General features: G+C 73.5%; 11 protein-coding genes. 6 read left to right on the forward strand and 5 right to left on the reverse strand.

The window, feature by feature from the left end; genetic code table 11:
- Positions 1-170: 170 nt before the first annotated feature.
- The 3 genes from I3F54_RS17175 to I3F54_RS17185 all read right to left on the reverse strand — a co-directional run bounded on the left by I3F54_RS17175 (position 171) and on the right by I3F54_RS17185 (position 3,820).
- A complete protein-coding gene (locus I3F54_RS17175; protein ID WP_240119673.1) occupies positions 171-2,438 on the reverse strand; it encodes a cation-translocating P-type ATPase in 2,268 nt (755 codons plus the stop codon).
- Positions 2,439-2,612: 174 nt separating this feature from the next.
- On the reverse strand, positions 2,613-2,852 hold the full coding sequence (locus I3F54_RS17180; RefSeq protein WP_240119674.1) for a heavy-metal-associated domain-containing protein: 240 nt from the start codon (positions 2,850-2,852) through the stop codon (positions 2,613-2,615).
- 320 nt (positions 2,853-3,172) lie between these two features.
- Entirely contained in the window at positions 3,173-3,820 is a 648-nt protein-coding gene (locus I3F54_RS17185) for a TetR family transcriptional regulator (RefSeq protein ID WP_240119675.1), read from the reverse strand.
- A 294-nt stretch (positions 3,821-4,114) separates the two neighbouring features.
- Between I3F54_RS17185 and I3F54_RS17190 the strand changes: the two genes are divergently transcribed.
- On the forward strand, positions 4,115-6,268 hold the full coding sequence (locus tag I3F54_RS17190) for an MMPL family transporter (RefSeq protein ID WP_374205935.1): 2,154 nt from the start codon (positions 4,115-4,117) through the stop codon (positions 6,266-6,268).
- A 200-nt stretch (positions 6,269-6,468) separates the two neighbouring features.
- Here the strand turns inward: I3F54_RS17190 and I3F54_RS17195 are convergent, their stop codons facing one another.
- Positions 6,469-6,669: an AlpA family transcriptional regulator gene (locus tag I3F54_RS17195; protein WP_240119677.1), complete on the reverse strand. Its 201-nt coding sequence runs from the start codon at positions 6,667-6,669 to the stop codon at positions 6,469-6,471.
- Between the two features lie 469 nt (positions 6,670-7,138).
- Between I3F54_RS17195 and iolC the strand changes: the two genes are divergently transcribed.
- The 3 genes from iolC (at position 7,139) to mmsA (ending at position 11,958) form a co-directional block, all read left to right on the forward strand.
- Positions 7,139-8,089 carry a 5-dehydro-2-deoxygluconokinase gene (gene iolC, locus I3F54_RS17200; RefSeq protein ID WP_240119750.1) on the forward strand — a complete coding sequence of 317 codons (951 nt, stop codon included), beginning with the start codon at positions 7,139-7,141 and terminating at the stop codon, positions 8,087-8,089.
- Positions 8,090-8,557: 468 nt separating this feature from the next.
- On the forward strand, positions 8,558-10,441 hold the full coding sequence (iolD, locus tag I3F54_RS17205; RefSeq protein ID WP_240119678.1) for a 3D-(3,5/4)-trihydroxycyclohexane-1,2-dione acylhydrolase (decyclizing): 1,884 nt from the start codon (positions 8,558-8,560) through the stop codon (positions 10,439-10,441).
- Between the two features lie 14 nt (positions 10,442-10,455).
- Positions 10,456-11,958 carry a CoA-acylating methylmalonate-semialdehyde dehydrogenase gene (gene mmsA, locus I3F54_RS17210; RefSeq protein WP_240119679.1) on the forward strand — a complete coding sequence of 501 codons (1,503 nt, stop codon included), beginning with the start codon at positions 10,456-10,458 and terminating at the stop codon, positions 11,956-11,958.
- 51 nt (positions 11,959-12,009) lie between these two features.
- Here mmsA and I3F54_RS17215 read toward each other — a convergent pair whose 3' ends face one another.
- Positions 12,010-12,870, reverse strand: coding sequence for a hypothetical protein (locus I3F54_RS17215; RefSeq protein ID WP_240119680.1), 861 nt, complete (start codon positions 12,868-12,870; stop codon positions 12,010-12,012).
- Between the two features lie 474 nt (positions 12,871-13,344).
- On the opposite strand from I3F54_RS17215, the gene I3F54_RS17220 reads away from it, so the two are divergent.
- Both I3F54_RS17220 and I3F54_RS17225 read left to right on the forward strand, forming a co-directional pair.
- Positions 13,345-16,002 (forward strand): alpha/beta fold hydrolase, encoded by a 2,658-nt coding sequence (locus tag I3F54_RS17220; protein WP_240119681.1) that lies wholly within the window; start codon positions 13,345-13,347, stop codon positions 16,000-16,002.
- Positions 15,999-16,853, forward strand: a complete 855-nt coding sequence (locus I3F54_RS17225; RefSeq protein WP_240119682.1) for an ABC transporter permease — start codon at positions 15,999-16,001, stop codon at positions 16,851-16,853. The genes I3F54_RS17220 and I3F54_RS17225 overlap by 4 nt, the downstream gene beginning before the upstream one ends.
- Positions 16,854-16,927: the final 74 nt, after the last annotated feature.

The following is a 16,927-nucleotide window of genomic DNA, read 5'->3' on the forward strand; positions in this document are numbered from 1 at the left end:
ACATCGCCAACTTAGACCGTCGAACCCCTTCGATGGTTACGTTCACATCACTGTGATCTGTGTCTCTTGCATATGTCCGTTAGATGCGCAAGAGCCCCGATATGGCGATCGGAGCCCGAGCGCGAGGACGATGCGCAAGACTTGTGAAGAGCTTATGTGAGTTGCGTGCCTCAGCGAAAGGCCCGCAGCCGCAGGCTGTTGGTGACCACGAACACGGAGGAGAAGGCCATCGCCGCCCCCGCGATCATGGGGTTGAGCAGCCCGGCGGCGGCCAGGGGAAGCGCGGCCACGTTGTAGCCGAAGGCCCAGACGAGGTTGCCCTTGATGGTGGCCAGCGTCCGGCGGGAGAGCCGGATCGCGTCCGCCGCGACCCGCAGGTCCCCGCGCACCAGTGTCAGGTCGCTCGCCTCGATCGCCGCGTCCGTGCCGGTGCCCATGGCCAGGCCCAGGTCGGCGCCAGCCAGCGCGGCGGCGTCGTTGACACCGTCGCCGACCATGGCGACCACGCGGCCCTCGCCCTGGAGCCGCCGTATGACGTCGACCTTGTCCTCGGGCAGCACCTCGGCGATCACCTCGTCGATGCCGACCTGCGCGCCGACCGCCTCCGCCACCGTGTGGTTGTCACCGGTCAGCAGTACCGGCGTGAGCCCCAGCGCGCGCAACCGCCGCACAGCCTCCTCGCTGGTCCCCTTCACCGCGTCGGCGACGGCGAGGACGCCGCGGGCCGCGCCGTCCCAGCCGACCACGACCGCCGTGCGGCCCTCCCGCTCCGCCTCCTTCCGCGCCTGCGCCAGCTCCCCGGGGAGGCTCTCGCCGTTCTCCGCGAGCCGCCCCACGGCCACCTCGTGGCCGTTCACGCGCCCGCGCACGCCCCGCCCGGGGACGTTCTCGAAGCGCTCGACCCCTGGGAGCGTGCCCACGCGCTCCTCGGCGCCGGCGGCGATCGCGCGGGCGACGGGGTGCTCGGAGGCGTGCTCCAGGGCGCCCGCGAGCAGCAGCACGTCCTGCTCGTCGGTGCCGTCGGCGACGTACACGTCCTGGAGGGTCATGCGGCCGGTGGTGACCGTGCCGGTCTTGTCGAGGACGACGGTGTCGACGCGCCGGGTGGACTCCAGCACCTCCGGTCCCCTGATGAGGATCCCGAGCTGTGCGCCGCGGCCGGTGCCGACCATGAGCGCGGTCGGGGTGGCCAGGCCCAGGGCGCACGGGCAGGCGATGATCAGAACCGCGACGGCCGCGGTGAAGGCGGCGACGGTGTCACCGGTGACACCCAGCCACACGCCGAACGTGCCCGCGGCCACGAGCAGGACGACCGGGACGAAGACGGCGGAGACCCGGTCGGCGAGCCGCTGCACCTGGGCCTTGCCGTTCTGCGCGTCCTCCACCAGCTGGGCCATGCGGGCCAGCTGGGTGTCCGCGCCGACCCGGGTGGCCTCGACGACGAGCCGGCCGCCGGCGTTGACCGTGGCGCCGGTGACCGTGTCGCCGGCCGTCACGTCCACCGGCACGGACTCGCCGGTGAGCATGGAGGCGTCGATCGCCGAGGATCCCTCGACGACGGTGCCGTCGGTGGCGATCTTCTCGCCGGGCCGGACGACGAAGCGGTCGCCCACGGCCAGCTGAGCCACCGGCACGCGCACCTCCCTGCCGCCCCGGAGCACGGCCACGTCCTTGGCGCCCAGCTCCATCAGGGCCCGCAGGGCGGCGCCCGCGCGCCGCTTGGAGCGGGCCTCCAGGTAGCGCCCGAGGAGCAGGAAGGCGGTGACGCCGGCGGCGACCTCCAGGTAGAGCGTGGAGGAGGCGTCGGCGCGGGAGAGGGTGAGGTCGAAGCCGTGCCGCAGGCCGGGCCTGCCCGCGTCCCCGAGGAAGAGCGCCCACAGCGACCAGCCGAACGCGGCCGTCGTGCCCAGCGAGACGAGGGTGTCCATGGTGGACGCACCGTGCCGGAGGTTGGTCCAGGCGGCCCGGTGGAAGGGCAGACCGCCCCAGACGACGACCGGTGCGGCGAGCGTCAGGGAGAGCCACTGCCAGTTGTCGAACTGCAGGCTCGGTACCATCGCGAGCAGCACGACGGGCGCGGCGAGCACGGCGGAGACCAGCAGGCGGGTGCGCAGGGCGGTGAGCTCGGGGTCCGCGTCGGCTGCCGCCGGTTCCGCCTCCTCGGGCTGCGGCGGGGCGGGTACCTCGGCCGTGTAGCCGGTCCGGACGACGGTGTCGACGAGATCGGCCACCTCGATGCCGGCCGGGTAGGAGATCCTCGCCTTCTCGGTGGCGTAGTTGACGGTGGCCGAGACACCGTCCATGCGGTTGAGCTTCTTCTCGACGCGGGCCGCGCAGGAGGCGCAGGTCATCCCGCCGATGAGCAGCTCGACCTCGGCTGTGCCGGCGGGCTCCTCGGTGCGTTCCGCTATCCCGCTGTGCGGGGTGGTGCTGGTCATGTCCGGACTCCAGACGACGGACCGGGCCGTGCGGAACCGGTATCAGCCGGTCGGCGGGCCCGGTCGGGAAACCGAAGGGGTGCGCGTCTCCGGAAGCGGGCACCGGCGGGAGCCGTTCCGGTGATGCGTGCCGCGGATCCGTACGGCCGGGATCCGCCTGCGGGGGGTGTGCGCTCAGACCTGGCCGACGAGCTCGAAACCGGCCTCGTCGACGGCGGCGCGGACGGCCTCCTCGGCCAGCGGGGCGGCGGAGACGACGGTGACCTCACCCGTGGCGGCCACGGCCTTCACCGAGGTGACACCGGCGATCTCGGAGATCTCGCCGCTGACGGAACCCTCGCAGTGCCCGCAGCTCATGCCGCTCACCTTGTAGACGGCGGTGACGGAAGCCTGGGTGTCGGTCTGGGTGGTCATGTCGTTACTCCTCGTCGAGGCGTGTGGGGCTGACGGGTCCCGTGGGGGCCCCTCCAGAATCCAGACTATACCCCTAGGGGGTATTTCTCCAAGAGGGTGCCCGGGGCCGGCGCCCGAACGGCGCCGGGATGTCGTTCCCGGGGTGAGGGCGAGGGGTGTGGGGTGCGGCGGGTTTCCGCGGGGTGTCCGCGCGCGGGGCGGGTGCGCCCCGGGTGGTTGTCCGTGCTGGTGTGGTTCGGGAACTCAGGGCCCCCGGCGGGGGCCTTCGCGGGAGGCGGTCGGCGGGTCCGCCGCGCGGTGCTGCGGGCGCGCCCCCGGGGTCAGTCGCGCGCGCCGGGTTCGGGTGGGTCGCCGGCCAGGGGGGCCAGGTAGCGGATGAGGGCGTTCTTCAGCTCCCGGACGTACGCCTCGCGCTCGGCGCCCTCGTGGGCCAGGACCAGTTCCAGGCCCGCCTTGTACAGACCGAGGCACATGTGGGCGGTGCGGGTGAGCTCCGCGGGGGGTGCCGACGGCAGGAACGATGACAGCAGGGCCTCGATGCGGGTGAGCAGGGTGGCGTGCAGGGCGTCGTGCTCCTCGCCGATCCGGCCGGGGATGTCGGGACCGTGCATGAGGGCGAAGAAGACGGGGTTGGCGCAGTTGAAGTCGATGAACCGGTCGACGGCGGCGCCCACCGCCTCCTCCAGCGGGGTCGCCGGGTCGACCGGGGCGAGCGCTTCGCCGTAGGCGGCGCGCATCGTCCGCATGAGCCGGTCGCCCAGCTCGATCGCGATGGCCTCCTTGTTCGGGAAGAACTGGTACAGCGTGCCGGGGGAGACCCCGGCCTCGCGGGCGATGGCGTTGGTGGAGGCGGCCGTGTAACCGGTGGTGCAGAAGACCTGGGCCGCCGCTTCCAGCAACTGGGCGATGCGGCGCTCGCCGCGGGCCTGGCGGCGGCGCGGCTGTTCGGTGGTCTGGTGTTCGGGCACGCGTTATCCCCAGCTCTCCGCATGAGATTGACAAACACGAGCGGCCGCTCGCATTCTGGGGGAACGCGAGCGATCTCTCGTGTTTTGAGCCTACGGCAATGACATACCCATGCTGCCTGCCCGTGCAGCCCGTGCAGCCCGTGTGCACGGCGGCAGGCTGGGGCCGAGTGAGGGTGAAGGGGACACCGCACGATGACCGACGCCACGAGGGACACCACATCCGACGACGGGCCGGCCGGCCCCGGGGACGTGTCGGTGGGCCGCTGGACCGCCCTCGTCACCGCACGCCCCCGGCTGTCCCTCCTGGCGGCCCTGGTGCTCACCCTGCTCGCCGTGCTCGCCGGCGGTGGGGTCGCCGACAAGCTGGGCAGCGGCGGCTGGCAGGACCCGGCCGCGGAGTCGACGTACGCGACGCGGGCGCTGGAGCGGGAGTTCCCCGGCTCGCAGCCCAACCTGCTGCTCCTGGTGGACGCGGGCGGCGCCTCGGTGGACGACCCCGCGGTCGCCGCCGAGGCCGACCGGCTGACCCGGCGGCTGGCCACCGAACGCGGGGTGACCGGCATCGGCTCCTACTGGCGGGCCGCCCCCTCGGCGGCTGCCGCCCTGCGGGCGGAGGACGGCCGCGAGGCGCTGATCGCCGCCCGCATCACGGGCGACGAGAGCGAGGCCGCCGACACCCTCGACCGCATCGCCCCGCACTACCGGGGTGCGCACGGACCGGTCCAGGTGAGGATCGGCGGCATCGTCGCCGTACGGCACGAGATGCAGGCGACCATCCAGGAGGACCTCACCCGGGCGGAGATGATCGCTCTGCCGATCACTCTGGTCCTGCTGGTGACGGTCTTCGGCAGCGCGGTCGCCGCCCTGCTGCCGCTCGGCATCGGCATCGTGGCCATCCTGGGCACCAACGCGGTGCTGTCCGGGCTGGCGGAGCTGACCGACGTCTCCGTCTTCGCGATGAACCTCACCACCGCCCTCGGTCTCGGCCTCGCCATCGACTACGCCCTGTTCATCGTCCGCCGCCACCGCGAGGAGCTGTCCGCCGGAGCCGACCCGCTGCACGCCGTCGGCCGCACCCTGCGCACCGCCGGCCGCACCGTGCTCTTCTCCGCGCTCACCGTCGCGGTGTCCCTGGCGGCGATGCTCGTCTTCCCCCAGTACTTCCTGCGGTCCTTCGCCTATGCCGGCATCGCGGTGGTGCTGCTCGCCGCGGCCGCCGCCCTGATCCTCCTGCCGGCAGCGCTCGTCCTGCTCGGCCGCCGGGTCGACTCCCTCGATCTCGGGCGGCTGCTGCGACGCGGCCGGCGGCCCGCCCGCGCCGGTGCGGAGCCCGGCACAGCCTGGGCGCGCCTGGCGACCCTGGTGATGCGGCGCGCCCCCTTCTTCGCCGTCGCCACGACCGCCGTCCTCATCGTCCTCGGCCTGCCCTTCCTGGGCGTGACGTTCGGTACCGCCGACGACCGCCAGCTGCCAGCCGGAGCCGAGTCCCACGTCGTCCAGCAGCATCTGCGGGACGGCTTCCCGGGCAGCCCCGGCGGCGGTCTGGAGGTGCTCGCGGAGGGCCGCGCCACCCCGGAGGGGTACGCCGCCTACAAGGAACGCGTCGCCGCCCTCCCGAACGTGCTCCGGGTCGACGGCCCGCTGGTCGAGGGCGACCTGGCGTACTTCACGGTGCAGCCGAAGGGCGAGTCCGTCGACGGCGCGGCGCAGCGCCTGGTCGGTGAACTGCGCGCCACCGAGGCTCCGTTCGACACGAAGGTGACCGGCACCGCCGCCGTCCTGGTCGACTCCAAGGACGCCATCGCCGAACGTCTGCCGTGGGCCGCCGTGTTCATCGCCGTGGTCACGCTGCTGCTGGTCTTCCTGCTCACCGGCAGTGTGCTGATACCCCTCCAGGCCGTGCTGCTCAACGCGCTGAGCCTGACCGCGATGTTCGGAGCCGTTGTCTGGGTCTTCCAGGACGGCCACCTGTCCGGACTGCTCGGCTTCACCAGCCCCGGCTCGATCGAGACGACCCTGCCCGTCCTGATGTTCTGCGTGGCGTTCGGCCTGTCGATGGACTACGGCGTGTTCCTGCTCTCCCGCATCAAGGAGGAGTACGACGCGACCGGTGACCACCGCGCCGCGGTGCGGCACGGGTTGCAGCGCACCGGCGGTCTGATCACCGCGGCGGCGGTGATCCTGGCGGTCGTGATGGTGGCGATCGGCACCTCACGCGTCACCAACACGAAGATGCTCGGCCTGGGCATCGCCCTCGCGGTGCTCATGGACGCGATGGTCGTGCGCAGTCTGCTCGTCCCGGCCGTCATGCGCCTCACCGGACACGCCACTTGGTGGGCCCCGGCCCCGCTGCGCCGCTTCCACCGGCGGTTCGGACTCAGCGAGGGCGGGCCCGCGGCGCCGGCCTCCGGCGAACGCGACCGGGACGCGGTGGGGGTGCCCGGCTGAGCGGGCCGGATCGGGCGCGCGGGGCTGCGGCGGCCGGAGACCGGGTGGGGCGCAGGTCCCGCTGAACGGGCCCCGGCACGGTCCTCCCGCCGGTCAGGACGGGTGTCACGGAGAAGGCCGTGCATCGCGCTGTGCCCCACGCGGCCGTGGGGCACACAGCGGTTCTCGCGACGGTCGGGGCTCGGGCGGCGGGAGCCGCCTCAGTCCTGCCTGCGGCCCCGGTTGCCGGGCCGTGCGGCCACCCACGCCCGGACGGTGTCGGCGTACCAGTACGGTTTGCCGCCCTCCACGTGGTCGGGAGCGGGAAGCAGTCCGTGCTTGCGATAGGACCGTACGGTGTCCGGCTGCACGCGGATGTGCGCCGCGATCTCCTTGTACGACCAGAGCCTGCGGTCGGTCATGAGGTGCACCTCCCCGCGCACGCCGCGGCGGCGGCCGGGGGGCGGCCTTCGGGGGAGCCGGGCGCTGCGCTGGCGATCATCAAGCCTGTGCCCGGTGAACGACACGGAGTCGGCGCGGGGCAGCAGTTGTCGACCGGGTGTGACGCAAGACCCGCGTACACGCGACATGTGTGACAGAGGCGTGGTCTTTGTGACAGGGGTGACGCAATGGCATATGCCGGTGCAGATGGTTCCGCTCCGCCGGCCGCGGCCGCCCCGCGGTCCACCCGGGTCGCGCACGCCTTCCGGCTCGGGGGTCTGGCATGGTGCCCGCGCCCGGACGGTGGCGACGACGGCCGACCCGGACGTTCTGGTCCGAATGTCCGGACAAAACATTGACAGCGCGTCATGCCGGGGACTAGAAAGCCGGGGAGGGCCGATGCGCGGGAAGACGACCGAAGACGACGGGAAGACGAGACGAGGGAAGCCGATGGGGTACGACCTGATCACCATGGGCCGGATCGGCGTGGACCTGTACCCGCTCCAGACCGGCGTCCCGCTGCCCGAGGTCACATCGTTCGGCAAGTTCCTCGGCGGTTCGGCCGCCAACGTGGCCGTCGCCGCGGCCCGCCTCGGCCGCCGCACGGCGGTGATCACCCGCACCGGCGACGACCCCTTCGGCACCTACCTCCACCAGGCGCTGCGCGGGTTCGGCGTGGACGACCGCTGGGTCGTCCCGGTCCCCGGTCTGCCCACACCGGTCACCTTCTGCGAGGTCTTCCCGCCGGACGACTTCCCGCTCTACTTCTACCGGCAGCCCAAGGCCCCCGACCTGGAGATCGAGGCCCGCGACCTCGACCTCGACGCGATCCGCGCCGCCCGTGTCTTCTGGGTCACCGGAACGGGCCTGTGCGAGGAGCCCAGCCGCGCGGCGACGCTGGCGGCCCTCGCCCACCGCGCCAAGGCCGGCCCGACCGTCCTCGACCTGGACTGGCGCCCCATGTTCTGGCGCGATCCCCGGTCCGCGCGCCCCTTCTACGCCGAGGCCCTGCGGCACGCCACCGTCGCGGTGGGCAACCTCGACGAGGTCGAGGTCGCGACCGGCCTCCGCGAGCCGCACGCCGCCGCCCGCGCCCTGCTGGACACGGGCGTGGACCTGGCCGTGGTGAAACAGGGCCCCGAGGGCGTCCTCGCCGTCGGCCGCGACGGCGAGCAGGCCGAGGTGGCGCCGCTGCCGGTCGAGGTCCTCAACGGCCTCGGTGCCGGCGACGCCTTCGGGGGGTCGCTGTGCCACGGGCTGCTCGCCGGCTGGGACCTGGTGCGGACCGTGCGCCACGCGAACGCCGCGGGCGCCCTCGTCGCCTCCCGGTTGGAGTGCTCCTCGGCGATGCCGACACCGCGCGAGGTGCAGGCCGCCGTCGACGCGGGAGCGGTCCGGTGAAGGGTCGCCGGGCGCCGCGGGACGGCAGGGGCGATGCGCACCGTCCGCCCGTCGCGGGCGTGGAGGCAGGCGGGCCGCCGCGCCCATCGGGGGCATCGGCCCGGGGACGCGGCGCCCGTTGTGACGGCCCGCAACTACCTCGCTGCCCACGGTGCTTGTACCGTGCGGGGAGAGCGCGGCACCACGGGAACACCCACCACCCTGATCGCCTCCGGCGCGGGAGACCGCTTCGCCCTGGCAGGAGCGAAGTGCGAGCGACGACTCCCCGCCCGCTACGGCCCCGCGCCGGAGGTCCCGAACGGCTGCGGCCACCCGTGCGTATTCCCCTGGCGTGAGAGCGGATCCGGGGCCCGGCGGGTCATCGTGGAATCCACGGCTCTCACCGGGGCCGCCCGGGGGCCGCCCGGACGGCCCGTCTCCCGAACCACCGGACCACCCGGATCACCCGGACCACACGGAGGGTTGCCGATGACCTCAACGACGAGGCTCACGGTCGCACAGGCGCTCGTCCGCTTCCTCACCGCCCAGTACGCGGAGCGGGACGGCGTACGCCACCGGCTGATCGGCGCGACCTGGGGCATCTTCGGCCACGGGAACGTCGCCGGGATCGGCCAGGCGCTCGTCGAGTACGCCCGCGACATGCCCTACCACCAGGGCCGCAACGAGCAGGCGATGGTGCACGCGGCCGTCGGCTACGCGCGCCAGTCGGGCCGCCTGTCCACCCACGCGGTGACCACCTCGATCGGCCCCGGTGCGACCAACCTGGTCACCGGCGCCGCCCTGGCCACCGTCAACCACCTGCCCGTGCTGCTCCTGCCCGGCGACGTCTTCGCCACGCGCCCCGCCGACCCGGTGCTCCAGCAGCTTCGGGTGCCGTACGCGGGTGACGCGTCGGTCAACGACTGCCTGCGGCCGGTGTCGAAGTACTTCGACCGCATCACCCGCCCCGAGGCCCTGATCCCCGCCGCCCTGGAGGCCGTGCGCGTGCTCACCGATCCGGTGGAGACCGGCGCGGTCACCCTCGCCCTGCCCCAGGACGTGCAGGCCGAGGCGTACGACTGGCCGGACCGCTTCTTCGCCGAACGTGTGTGGGTCGTGCGGCGTCCCGGCGCCGACCCGACCGAGCTGGCCGAGGCCGTGACCGCGATCCGGACGGCCCGCAGGCCACTGGTGATCGCGGGCGGCGGCGTCCACCACAGCCGCGCCGAGCAGGCCCTCGCCGAGTTCGCCGGGAGCACCGGCATTCCCGTCGCCTCCACCCAGGCGGGCAAGGGATCCCTGCCCCACGACCACCGCCAGGACGTCGGCGGCATCGGCCACACCGGCACCGCCACCGCCGACGAGCTGGCCCGCACCGCCGACCTGGTGATCGGGATCGGAACCAGGTACACCGACTTCACGACCGCGTCCGGCACCCTGTTCGAGCGGCCGGACGTCCGGTTCCTCAACCTCAACATCGCGCCCCACGACGGACACAAGCTCGCCGGGATGCCGCTGATCGCGGACGCCCGCAGCGGACTGGAGGAGCTGACCGAGGCGCTGCTGATGCACGCCCATCGCGTCGCCGACTCCTACGTCGCCGAGTACACCGAGGACAAGGAGCGCTGGGAGCAGCGCGTCGAGGCCTGTTTCGAGGCCGACGAACCCGACGTGCGGCCGACGCAGCCGCAGGTCCTGGGCGCCCTGGACGCGGTGGTCGACGAGTCGGACATCGTCGTCAACGCGGCCGGGTCCCTCCCCGGCGACCTGCACAAGCTGTGGCGGGCCCGGTCGGTGGACCAGTACCACCTGGAGTACGGCTACTCCTGCATGGGCTACGAGATCCCCGCCGCGATCGGCGTGCAGCTCGCCGCCCCTCACCGGCCGGTGTGGGCGCTGGTCGGCGACGGCACCTACCTGATGAATCCGACGGAGCTCGTCACCGCCGTGCAGGAGGGGATCGCCATCAAGGTGGTGATCGTGCAGAACCACGGGTACGCGTCCATCGGCGGGTTGTCGGAGGCGGTGGGCGGCGAGCGGTTCGGCACCGCGTACCGGTTCCGGGCGGACGACGGCACCTTCACGGGGGCGCCGCTGCCCGTCGATCTCGCCGCCAACGCCGCCAGCCTGGGCATGCGGGTCCTGCGCGCGAAGACCGTGCGGGATCTGCGCGCTGCCCTGACGGAGGCCCGGGCCGCCGACACTCCCACATGTGTCTACGTCGAGACCGAAACGGCAGACACAGTGTCGGGCGCGCCGCCCGCGCAGGCCTGGTGGGATGTACCCGTGGCCGAGACCGCGGCCCGACCGTCGGCGGTCAAGGCACGTGAGCTGTACGAACGGCACGTCTCGACCCGACGCCGCCATCTGTGAAGGAGTAACCGGGCATGACGAAGATCGTCAACCACTGGATCGGCGGCAAGGCCGTCGAGGGCACGTCGGGCAGCTTCGGGCCGGTCACCGACCCGGCGACCGGCGAGGTCACCACGCAGGTCGCCTTCGCCTCGGTGGAGGAGGTGGACGCGGCGGTCGCGGCGGCCCGGGACGCCTTCGCCGCCTGGGGGCAGTCCTCGCTGGCCCAGCGCACGTCCATCCTCTTCCGCTTCCGGGCGCTGCTGGACGCGCACCGCGACGAGATCGCCGAGCTGATCACCGCCGAACACGGCAAGGTGCACTCCGACGCGCTCGGCGAGGTGGCCCGCGGCCTGGAGATCGTCGACCTGGCGTGCGGCATCAACGTGCAGCTGAAGGGCGAGCTGTCGACGCAGGTCGCCAGCCGGGTGGACGTGGCCGCGATCCGGCAGCCCCTGGGTGTCGTCGCGGGCATCACGCCGTTCAACTTCCCGGCGATGGTCCCGATGTGGATGTTCCCCATCGCCATCGCCTGCGGCAACACGTTCGTGCTGAAGCCGAGCGAGAAGGACCCCTCGGCGGCCGTCCGGCTCGCCGAACTGCTCGCCGAGGCCGGGCTGCCGGACGGCGTCTTCAACGTGGTGCACGGCGACAGGGTGGCTGTGGACCGGCTCCTGGAGCACCCGGACGTCAAGGCGGTGTCCTTCGTCGGCTCGACCCCGATCGCCCGCCACATCCACACCACCGCCTCCGCGAACGGCAAGCGTGTGCAGGCCCTGGGCGGAGCGAAGAACCACATGCTGGTCCTCCCGGACGCCGACCTGGACGCCGCCGCGGACGCCGCCGTGTCCGCCGCCTACGGCTCGGCGGGCGAGCGCTGCATGGCCATCTCGGCGGTCGTGGCCGTGGGCGCGATCGGCGACACGCTGGTGGAGAAGATCCGCGAGCGGGCCGAGAAGATCAAGATCGGTCCCGGCAACGACCCGGCGTCCGAGATGGGCCCGCTGATCACCGCCGCCCACCGCGACAAGGTCGCCTCCTACGTCGCGGGTGCGGCCGCCGAGGGCGCCGAAGTGGTCCTGGACGGCACCGGCCACACCGTCGAGGGCTTCGAGGGCGGCCACTGGATCGGCATCTCACTGCTCGACAGGGTGCCGACCGGCGCGAAGGCCTACCGGGACGAGATCTTCGGTCCGGTGCTGTGCGTGCTGCGCGTCGACACCTACGAGGACGGCGTGGCGCTGATCAACGCCTCCCCCTTCGGCAACGGCACCGCGATCTTCACCCGGGACGGCGGCGCCGCCCGCCGCTTCCAGCTGGAGATCGAGGCCGGCATGGTCGGCGTCAACGTCCCGATCCCGGTGCCCGTCGGCTACCACTCCTTCGGCGGCTGGAAGGACTCGCTCTTCGGCGACCACCACATCTACGGCAACGACGGCACGCACTTCTACACCCGCGGCAAGGTCGTCACGACCCGCTGGCCCGACCCGGCCGACGCCCCGATGGGCGTGGACCTGGGCTTCCCGCGCAACCACTGAGGCTCGAGACGAACGGTGCCCCGTCTCCCTGGGGACGGGGCACCGTCGTGATCACTGGCCGAGCGCGGCGTCCCGCCGGCTCCTGACCTGCTCGGTGAGATCACCGGTGTCGGAGGCGGGCGGCGCCGTGATCGCCTTGGTGGCACCGAACTTCAGGAAGTCCATGGTGACGGACAAGCCGGCGCCATGCTGCTCCATGCGTACGGGCAGGTCTGAGTGGTCGACCCAGATGTCGTAGGTGATCTGCCCGCCGCTCGCGTTCAGCGAGTCGATGGCGGCCTTCTTCTCCGCGGCGGTGAACTTGGAGTCCTTGATCTGTTCCGCACCGACGGTCCCCCGGTAGTGGGTGGCCGACTTGCCGAGGACCGTCTCCTCGCCGAGGTCCTTCACCTTCTTCGAGGCGCCGACGTAGCGCAGGCCGGCCGTGGGGTCGGCGTTGTTCGCGATGTTGTTGGCGCCCGCCTCGCCCGCCACCGCGGAGACGTCGATGCGCATCCAGTGCTTGCCCTTCAGCACGCCGCTCGGCTGCGGGTCGATGCCGTAGTAGTAGGCGCCGTCGACCATCTTGAGCTGCGTGGTCGGGTCGTCCTGCAGGGCGCTCATCTGCGCCGCGGCGGTGTCCATCCGGACGTCCATGGCGGCACCGTCGCCCCACGAGTAGGTGCCCTCCATGGAGATCGGCTTGCCGCCGGTCGCCTCGATCACGGTCGTCGTCCGGATCTCGGCGGAGCCGAGTCCCTTCGTCTTGTCCGACGCGCGGGTGAGCGTCGCCATGATCTGGTCGGTGCTCTTGTCCGCAACCTCCGCGGCCTTCTTCGCGGTGTCCCTGGCGGTCTCGCCGCTGCACCCGGCGGTCGCGACCAGCGCCGCCGCCGTGATCCCCCACCAGGCAGCCCTGTGCTTGAGCTTCATGACTCTCCCCCGTCCTGATCCGCCCGAATCCGCAGGCGTTCTGTGTTCCGCACTCTACTGGGCCGCGGTCCCGCCGAGGCTTCCGCAGGACGATCGCCGCCTGGCGCTTGCCGTTGTGCCCCGCCGTGCCCGTGCCCGCTGATCGCCGTCCTCGCCCACGTCCTCACCCGTCAGGGGGCCGCCGCCTCGATCGCCAGGCGTCCGACCCGCCCACGTCCCAGGTCCTCGCCCGTCAGGGGCCGCCCGTCCGCCGGGAACCGGCGACATCACCGCCGCGGCACGGACGAGGTACCGGCCCGGTACCTCGTCCGTGCCGCGACACCCGCCGGCCGGCGTCGACCCCCGGGGGCGCCCGGGCCCGACCGCGTACGGCGAGCGCGGTACGCGCGTTCGCCCCCGTACGCCCACAGGAGGGGCGGCCGCTCCACCCCCGGGACCGCGCCGGCCGCCGGGGGCGGCCCGTACGGTTGGGGCATGGATCTTCGCCCGCCCCTGCGGCGGATACTGCGCGCGCCCCGGCGTCTCCTGGCCGCCGGGGCCGCCGTCGTGGTCCTCGCCGGGGCCGGCACCTGGACGGTGACCTCGGCCGCCGCCTCCGACGACCGCCCCGCGGTGCGCCGCACCGACCAGGTCATGGCCGTGGGCGACGGCGTGCGCCTGGACACCTCCTACTTCACCCCCGGGACCGCCGGCCGCCACCCGGCCGTCCTGCTGGGCCACGGTTTCGGCGGAAGCAAGGAGGACGTCCGCCGGCAGGCCGAGGACCTGGCCGGATCCGGATACGCCGTGCTGACCTGGTCGGCCCGCGGCTTCGGAGGGTCCACCGGCAAGATCGGGCTGAACGACCCCCGCGGCGAGGTCGCCGACGTCTCCCGGCTCATCGACTGGCTGGCCCGACGGCCCGAGGTCCGGCTCGACCGTGCCGGCGACCCCCGCGTCGGCATGGCCGGCGCCTCCTACGGTGGCGCGATCGCCCTGCTGACCGCCGGACACGACCCCCGCGTCGACGCCATCGCCCCGTCGCTCACCTACTGGAACCTGGCGGACGCCCTCCTGCCCAACGGCGTGTTCAAGAAGCTGTGGGCCGGACTCTTCGTCAGCAGCGGCGGCGGCTGCGCCCGCTTCGAGCCCGCGCTGTGCCGGATGTACGAGCGGATCGCCGAGTCGGGCACCCCCGACGCGCAGGCCCGCGCCCTCCTGGAGCAGCGCTCGCCGTCCGCGGTCGGCGACCGGATCAAGGTGCCCACCCTGCTGGTGCAGGGCCAGACCGACTCCCTGTTCCCCCTGGGTCAGGCCGACGCCGCGGCACGGCAGATCCGGTCGAACGGCGCCCCCGTGGACGTCGACTGGATCGCCGGCGGCCACGACGGCGGCGACCTGGAACGCGCCCGTGCCCAGGGGCGGGTCAGGGCCTGGTTCGACCGTTACCTCAAGGACGAGAAGGGCACCGCCACCGGCCCCGGCTTCCGCGTCACCCGCACCGGAGGCGTCGACTCCACCGATGGCGCCGCCCGGCTGCGGGGCGCGAGCGCCGGCACCTACCCCGGCCTGCGCAACGCACCGCAGACCGTCCCGCTCACCGGGCGGGCGCAGCAGGTCACCCATCCCGCCGGCGCGACCCCGCCCGCCGTCTCCGCCCTGCCCGGTCTCGGCGCGGGCGGCGGCCTCGCCCGGTTGTCCTCCCTCGGCGTCGGCGTCTCGCTCGACTTCCCCGGCCAGTACGCGTCGTTCGAGTCCGCTCCCCTGACCGGCGACCTCCGCATCACCGGCACCCCGACCGCGACCCTCCACGTCACGTCCACCAGCGACGACGCCGTCCTCTTCGGCAAGGTCTACGACGTGGGCCCCGACGGCGGCCGGCCCGTCCTGCCAGCTGGGCTGGTGACTCCCCTGCGCGTCCAGGGCGCCCGGTCCGGCAAGGACGTCACCCTCACCCTCCCGGCCGTCGACCACCAGGTGCAGAAGGGGCACCGCCTGCGTCTCGTCGTCGCCTCCACCGACCTCGGCTACGCCTCCCCGGCCGCCCCGGCCACCTACACCGTCGCCCTGAAGGGCGATCTGTCGGTCCCCACCGCCCCCGGCGTCCGTACCGCCGCGGCCCCCCTGCCGTCCTGGGTGTGGTGGCTGCCCCCGACCGGCGCCGCCGCGGCGCTGGTCCTGCTGCTGGCGGGCCGCCGCCGCACCACCGCCCCCGCGCCCGACCCCGCCTTGGCCGGCGTGCCGCTGGAGATCACCGATCTGACCAAGCGGTACGCCGGGGCCCGTGACCGGTACGCCGTACGCGACCTGACCTTCCGGGTGGAGCAGGGCCAGGTGCTCGGCCTGCTCGGCCCCAACGGCGCAGGCAAGACGACGACCCTGCGGATGCTGATGGGCCTGATCCGGCCCGACGGCGGCGAGATCCGCGTCTTCGGCCACGCCGTCCGCCCCGGCGCACCCGTGCTGTCCCGGGTCGGCGCCTTCGTCGAGGGCGCCGGCTTCCTGCCGCACCTGTCCGGCCGGGAGAACCTGGACCTGTACTGGCGGGCCACCGGCCGCCCGGCCGAGGACGCCCACCTCGACGAGGCGCTGCGGATCGCGGGCCTCGGCGACGCTCTCGAACGGGCGGTGCGCACCTACTCACAGGGCATGCGGCAGCGCCTGGCCATCGCCCAGGCCATGCTGGGCCTGCCCGACCTGCTCATCCTCGACGAGCCGGCCAACGGCCTCGACCCGCCCCAGATCCGCGAGATGCGCGAGGTGATGATCCGGTACGCGGCCGGCGGACGCACGGTGATCGTCTCCAGCCACCTGCTCGCGGAGGTCGAGCAGTCCTGCACCCACCTGGTCGTCATGGACCGGGGCCGGCTCGTCCAGGCCGGCCCGGTCGGCGAGATCGTCGGCGCCGGGGACACGCTGCTCGTCGGCACCGACGCACCCGTGCCGGACCGGGTGCTGGAGAAGGCCGCCGCGCTGCCCGGCGTCGCCTCCGCCCTGCGCGCCGACGAAGGGCTCCTGATCCGGCTGGACGCCGACGGCACGGCGGCCCGCCTGGTCGCCGACCTGGTGCGGCTCGACGTGCCCGTGACGTCGCTAGGCCCGCACGGCCGTCTGGAAGACGCCTTCCTCACCCTGATCGGAGGCTCGGCATGAGCACGCTCACCGAGGCCGCCCCCGGCTACCGGGCCCGCCGCACCCTGCCGCTGCGCGTCGAACTGGTCCGCCAGCTCACACGGCGCCGCACGCTGGTCATGGCCGGCATCCTCGCCGCCCTGCCCTTCGTGCTGCTGACGGCCTTCGCGATCGGAGGGGAGCCGGGCGGCCGCAACAGCGCGCTCACCCTCATGGACACGGCCACCGCGTCCGGCGCCAACTTCGCCGCTGTCAACCTGTTCGTCTCCGCGGGCTTCCTCCTGGTCATCCCGGTCGCCCTGTTCTGCGGGGACACGGTGGCGTCGGAGGCGTCCTGGTCCTCCCTGCGCTACCTGCTGGCGGCGCCGGTGCCCCGGGCCCGGCTGCTCGCCTCCAAGCTCGCCGTCGGCCTCGGGCTCAGCCTGGCCGCGATGGTGCTGCTGCCGCTGGTCGCCCTGGCCGTCGGCACGGCCGCCTACGGCTGGGGCCCGCTGGAACTGCCCACGGGCGGCGCGCTGGACGCGGGCACGGCGGCGCAGCGGCTCGTGGTCGTCGTGGCGTACCTGTTCGTGTCCCAACTGGTCACCGCGGGGCTGGCGTTCTGGCTGTCGACGAGGACGGACGCCCCACTCGGCGCGGTCGGCGGTGCGGTCGGCCTGACCATCGTCGGCAACGTCCTCGACGCCGTCACCGCGCTCGGCCACTGGCGCGACTTCCTGCCCGCGCATTGGCAGTTCGCCTGGGCGGACGTCGTACAGCCCCACCCGGAGTGGTCCGGGGTGATCCAGGGCGCCGCCCTCTCCGTCACGTACGCGCTGGTGCTGTTCGCCCTGGCCTTCCGGGGCTTCGCCCACAAGGACGTGGTCAGCTAGGGCGCCGGGGGAAAGACCCGCCCGCCCCGCGGCGTCCGACGCGCGCACGCCGTGTCGTCGGGCCCGCACGCCCC

It is taken from the genome of Streptomyces sp. MUM 2J (genome assembly GCF_022414535.1).
Classification (GTDB): Bacteria; Actinomycetota; Actinomycetes; order Streptomycetales; family Streptomycetaceae; genus Streptomyces.

Bases quoted from the DNA above. Each gene is read 5' to 3' on its own strand.
- I3F54_RS17175 (WP_240119673.1), bottom strand. From the start codon at position 2,438: ATGACCAGCACCACCCCGCACAGCGGGATAGCGGAACGCACCGAGGAG.
- I3F54_RS17180 (WP_240119674.1), bottom strand. From the start codon at position 2,852: ATGACCACCCAGACCGACACCCAGGCTTCCGTCACCGCCGTCTACAAG.
- I3F54_RS17195 (WP_240119677.1), bottom strand. From the start codon at position 6,669: ATGACCGACCGCAGGCTCTGGTCGTACAAGGAGATCGCGGCGCACATC.
- iolC (WP_240119750.1), top strand. From the start codon at position 7,139: ATGGGGTACGACCTGATCACCATGGGCCGGATCGGCGTGGACCTGTAC.
- iolD (WP_240119678.1), top strand. From the start codon at position 8,558: ATGACCTCAACGACGAGGCTCACGGTCGCACAGGCGCTCGTCCGCTTC.
- mmsA (WP_240119679.1), top strand. From the start codon at position 10,456: ATGACGAAGATCGTCAACCACTGGATCGGCGGCAAGGCCGTCGAGGGC.
- I3F54_RS17215 (WP_240119680.1), bottom strand. From the start codon at position 12,870: ATGAAGCTCAAGCACAGGGCTGCCTGGTGGGGGATCACGGCGGCGGCG.
- I3F54_RS17220 (WP_240119681.1), top strand. From the start codon at position 13,345: ATGGATCTTCGCCCGCCCCTGCGGCGGATACTGCGCGCGCCCCGGCGT.
- I3F54_RS17225 (WP_240119682.1), top strand. From the start codon at position 15,999: ATGAGCACGCTCACCGAGGCCGCCCCCGGCTACCGGGCCCGCCGCACC.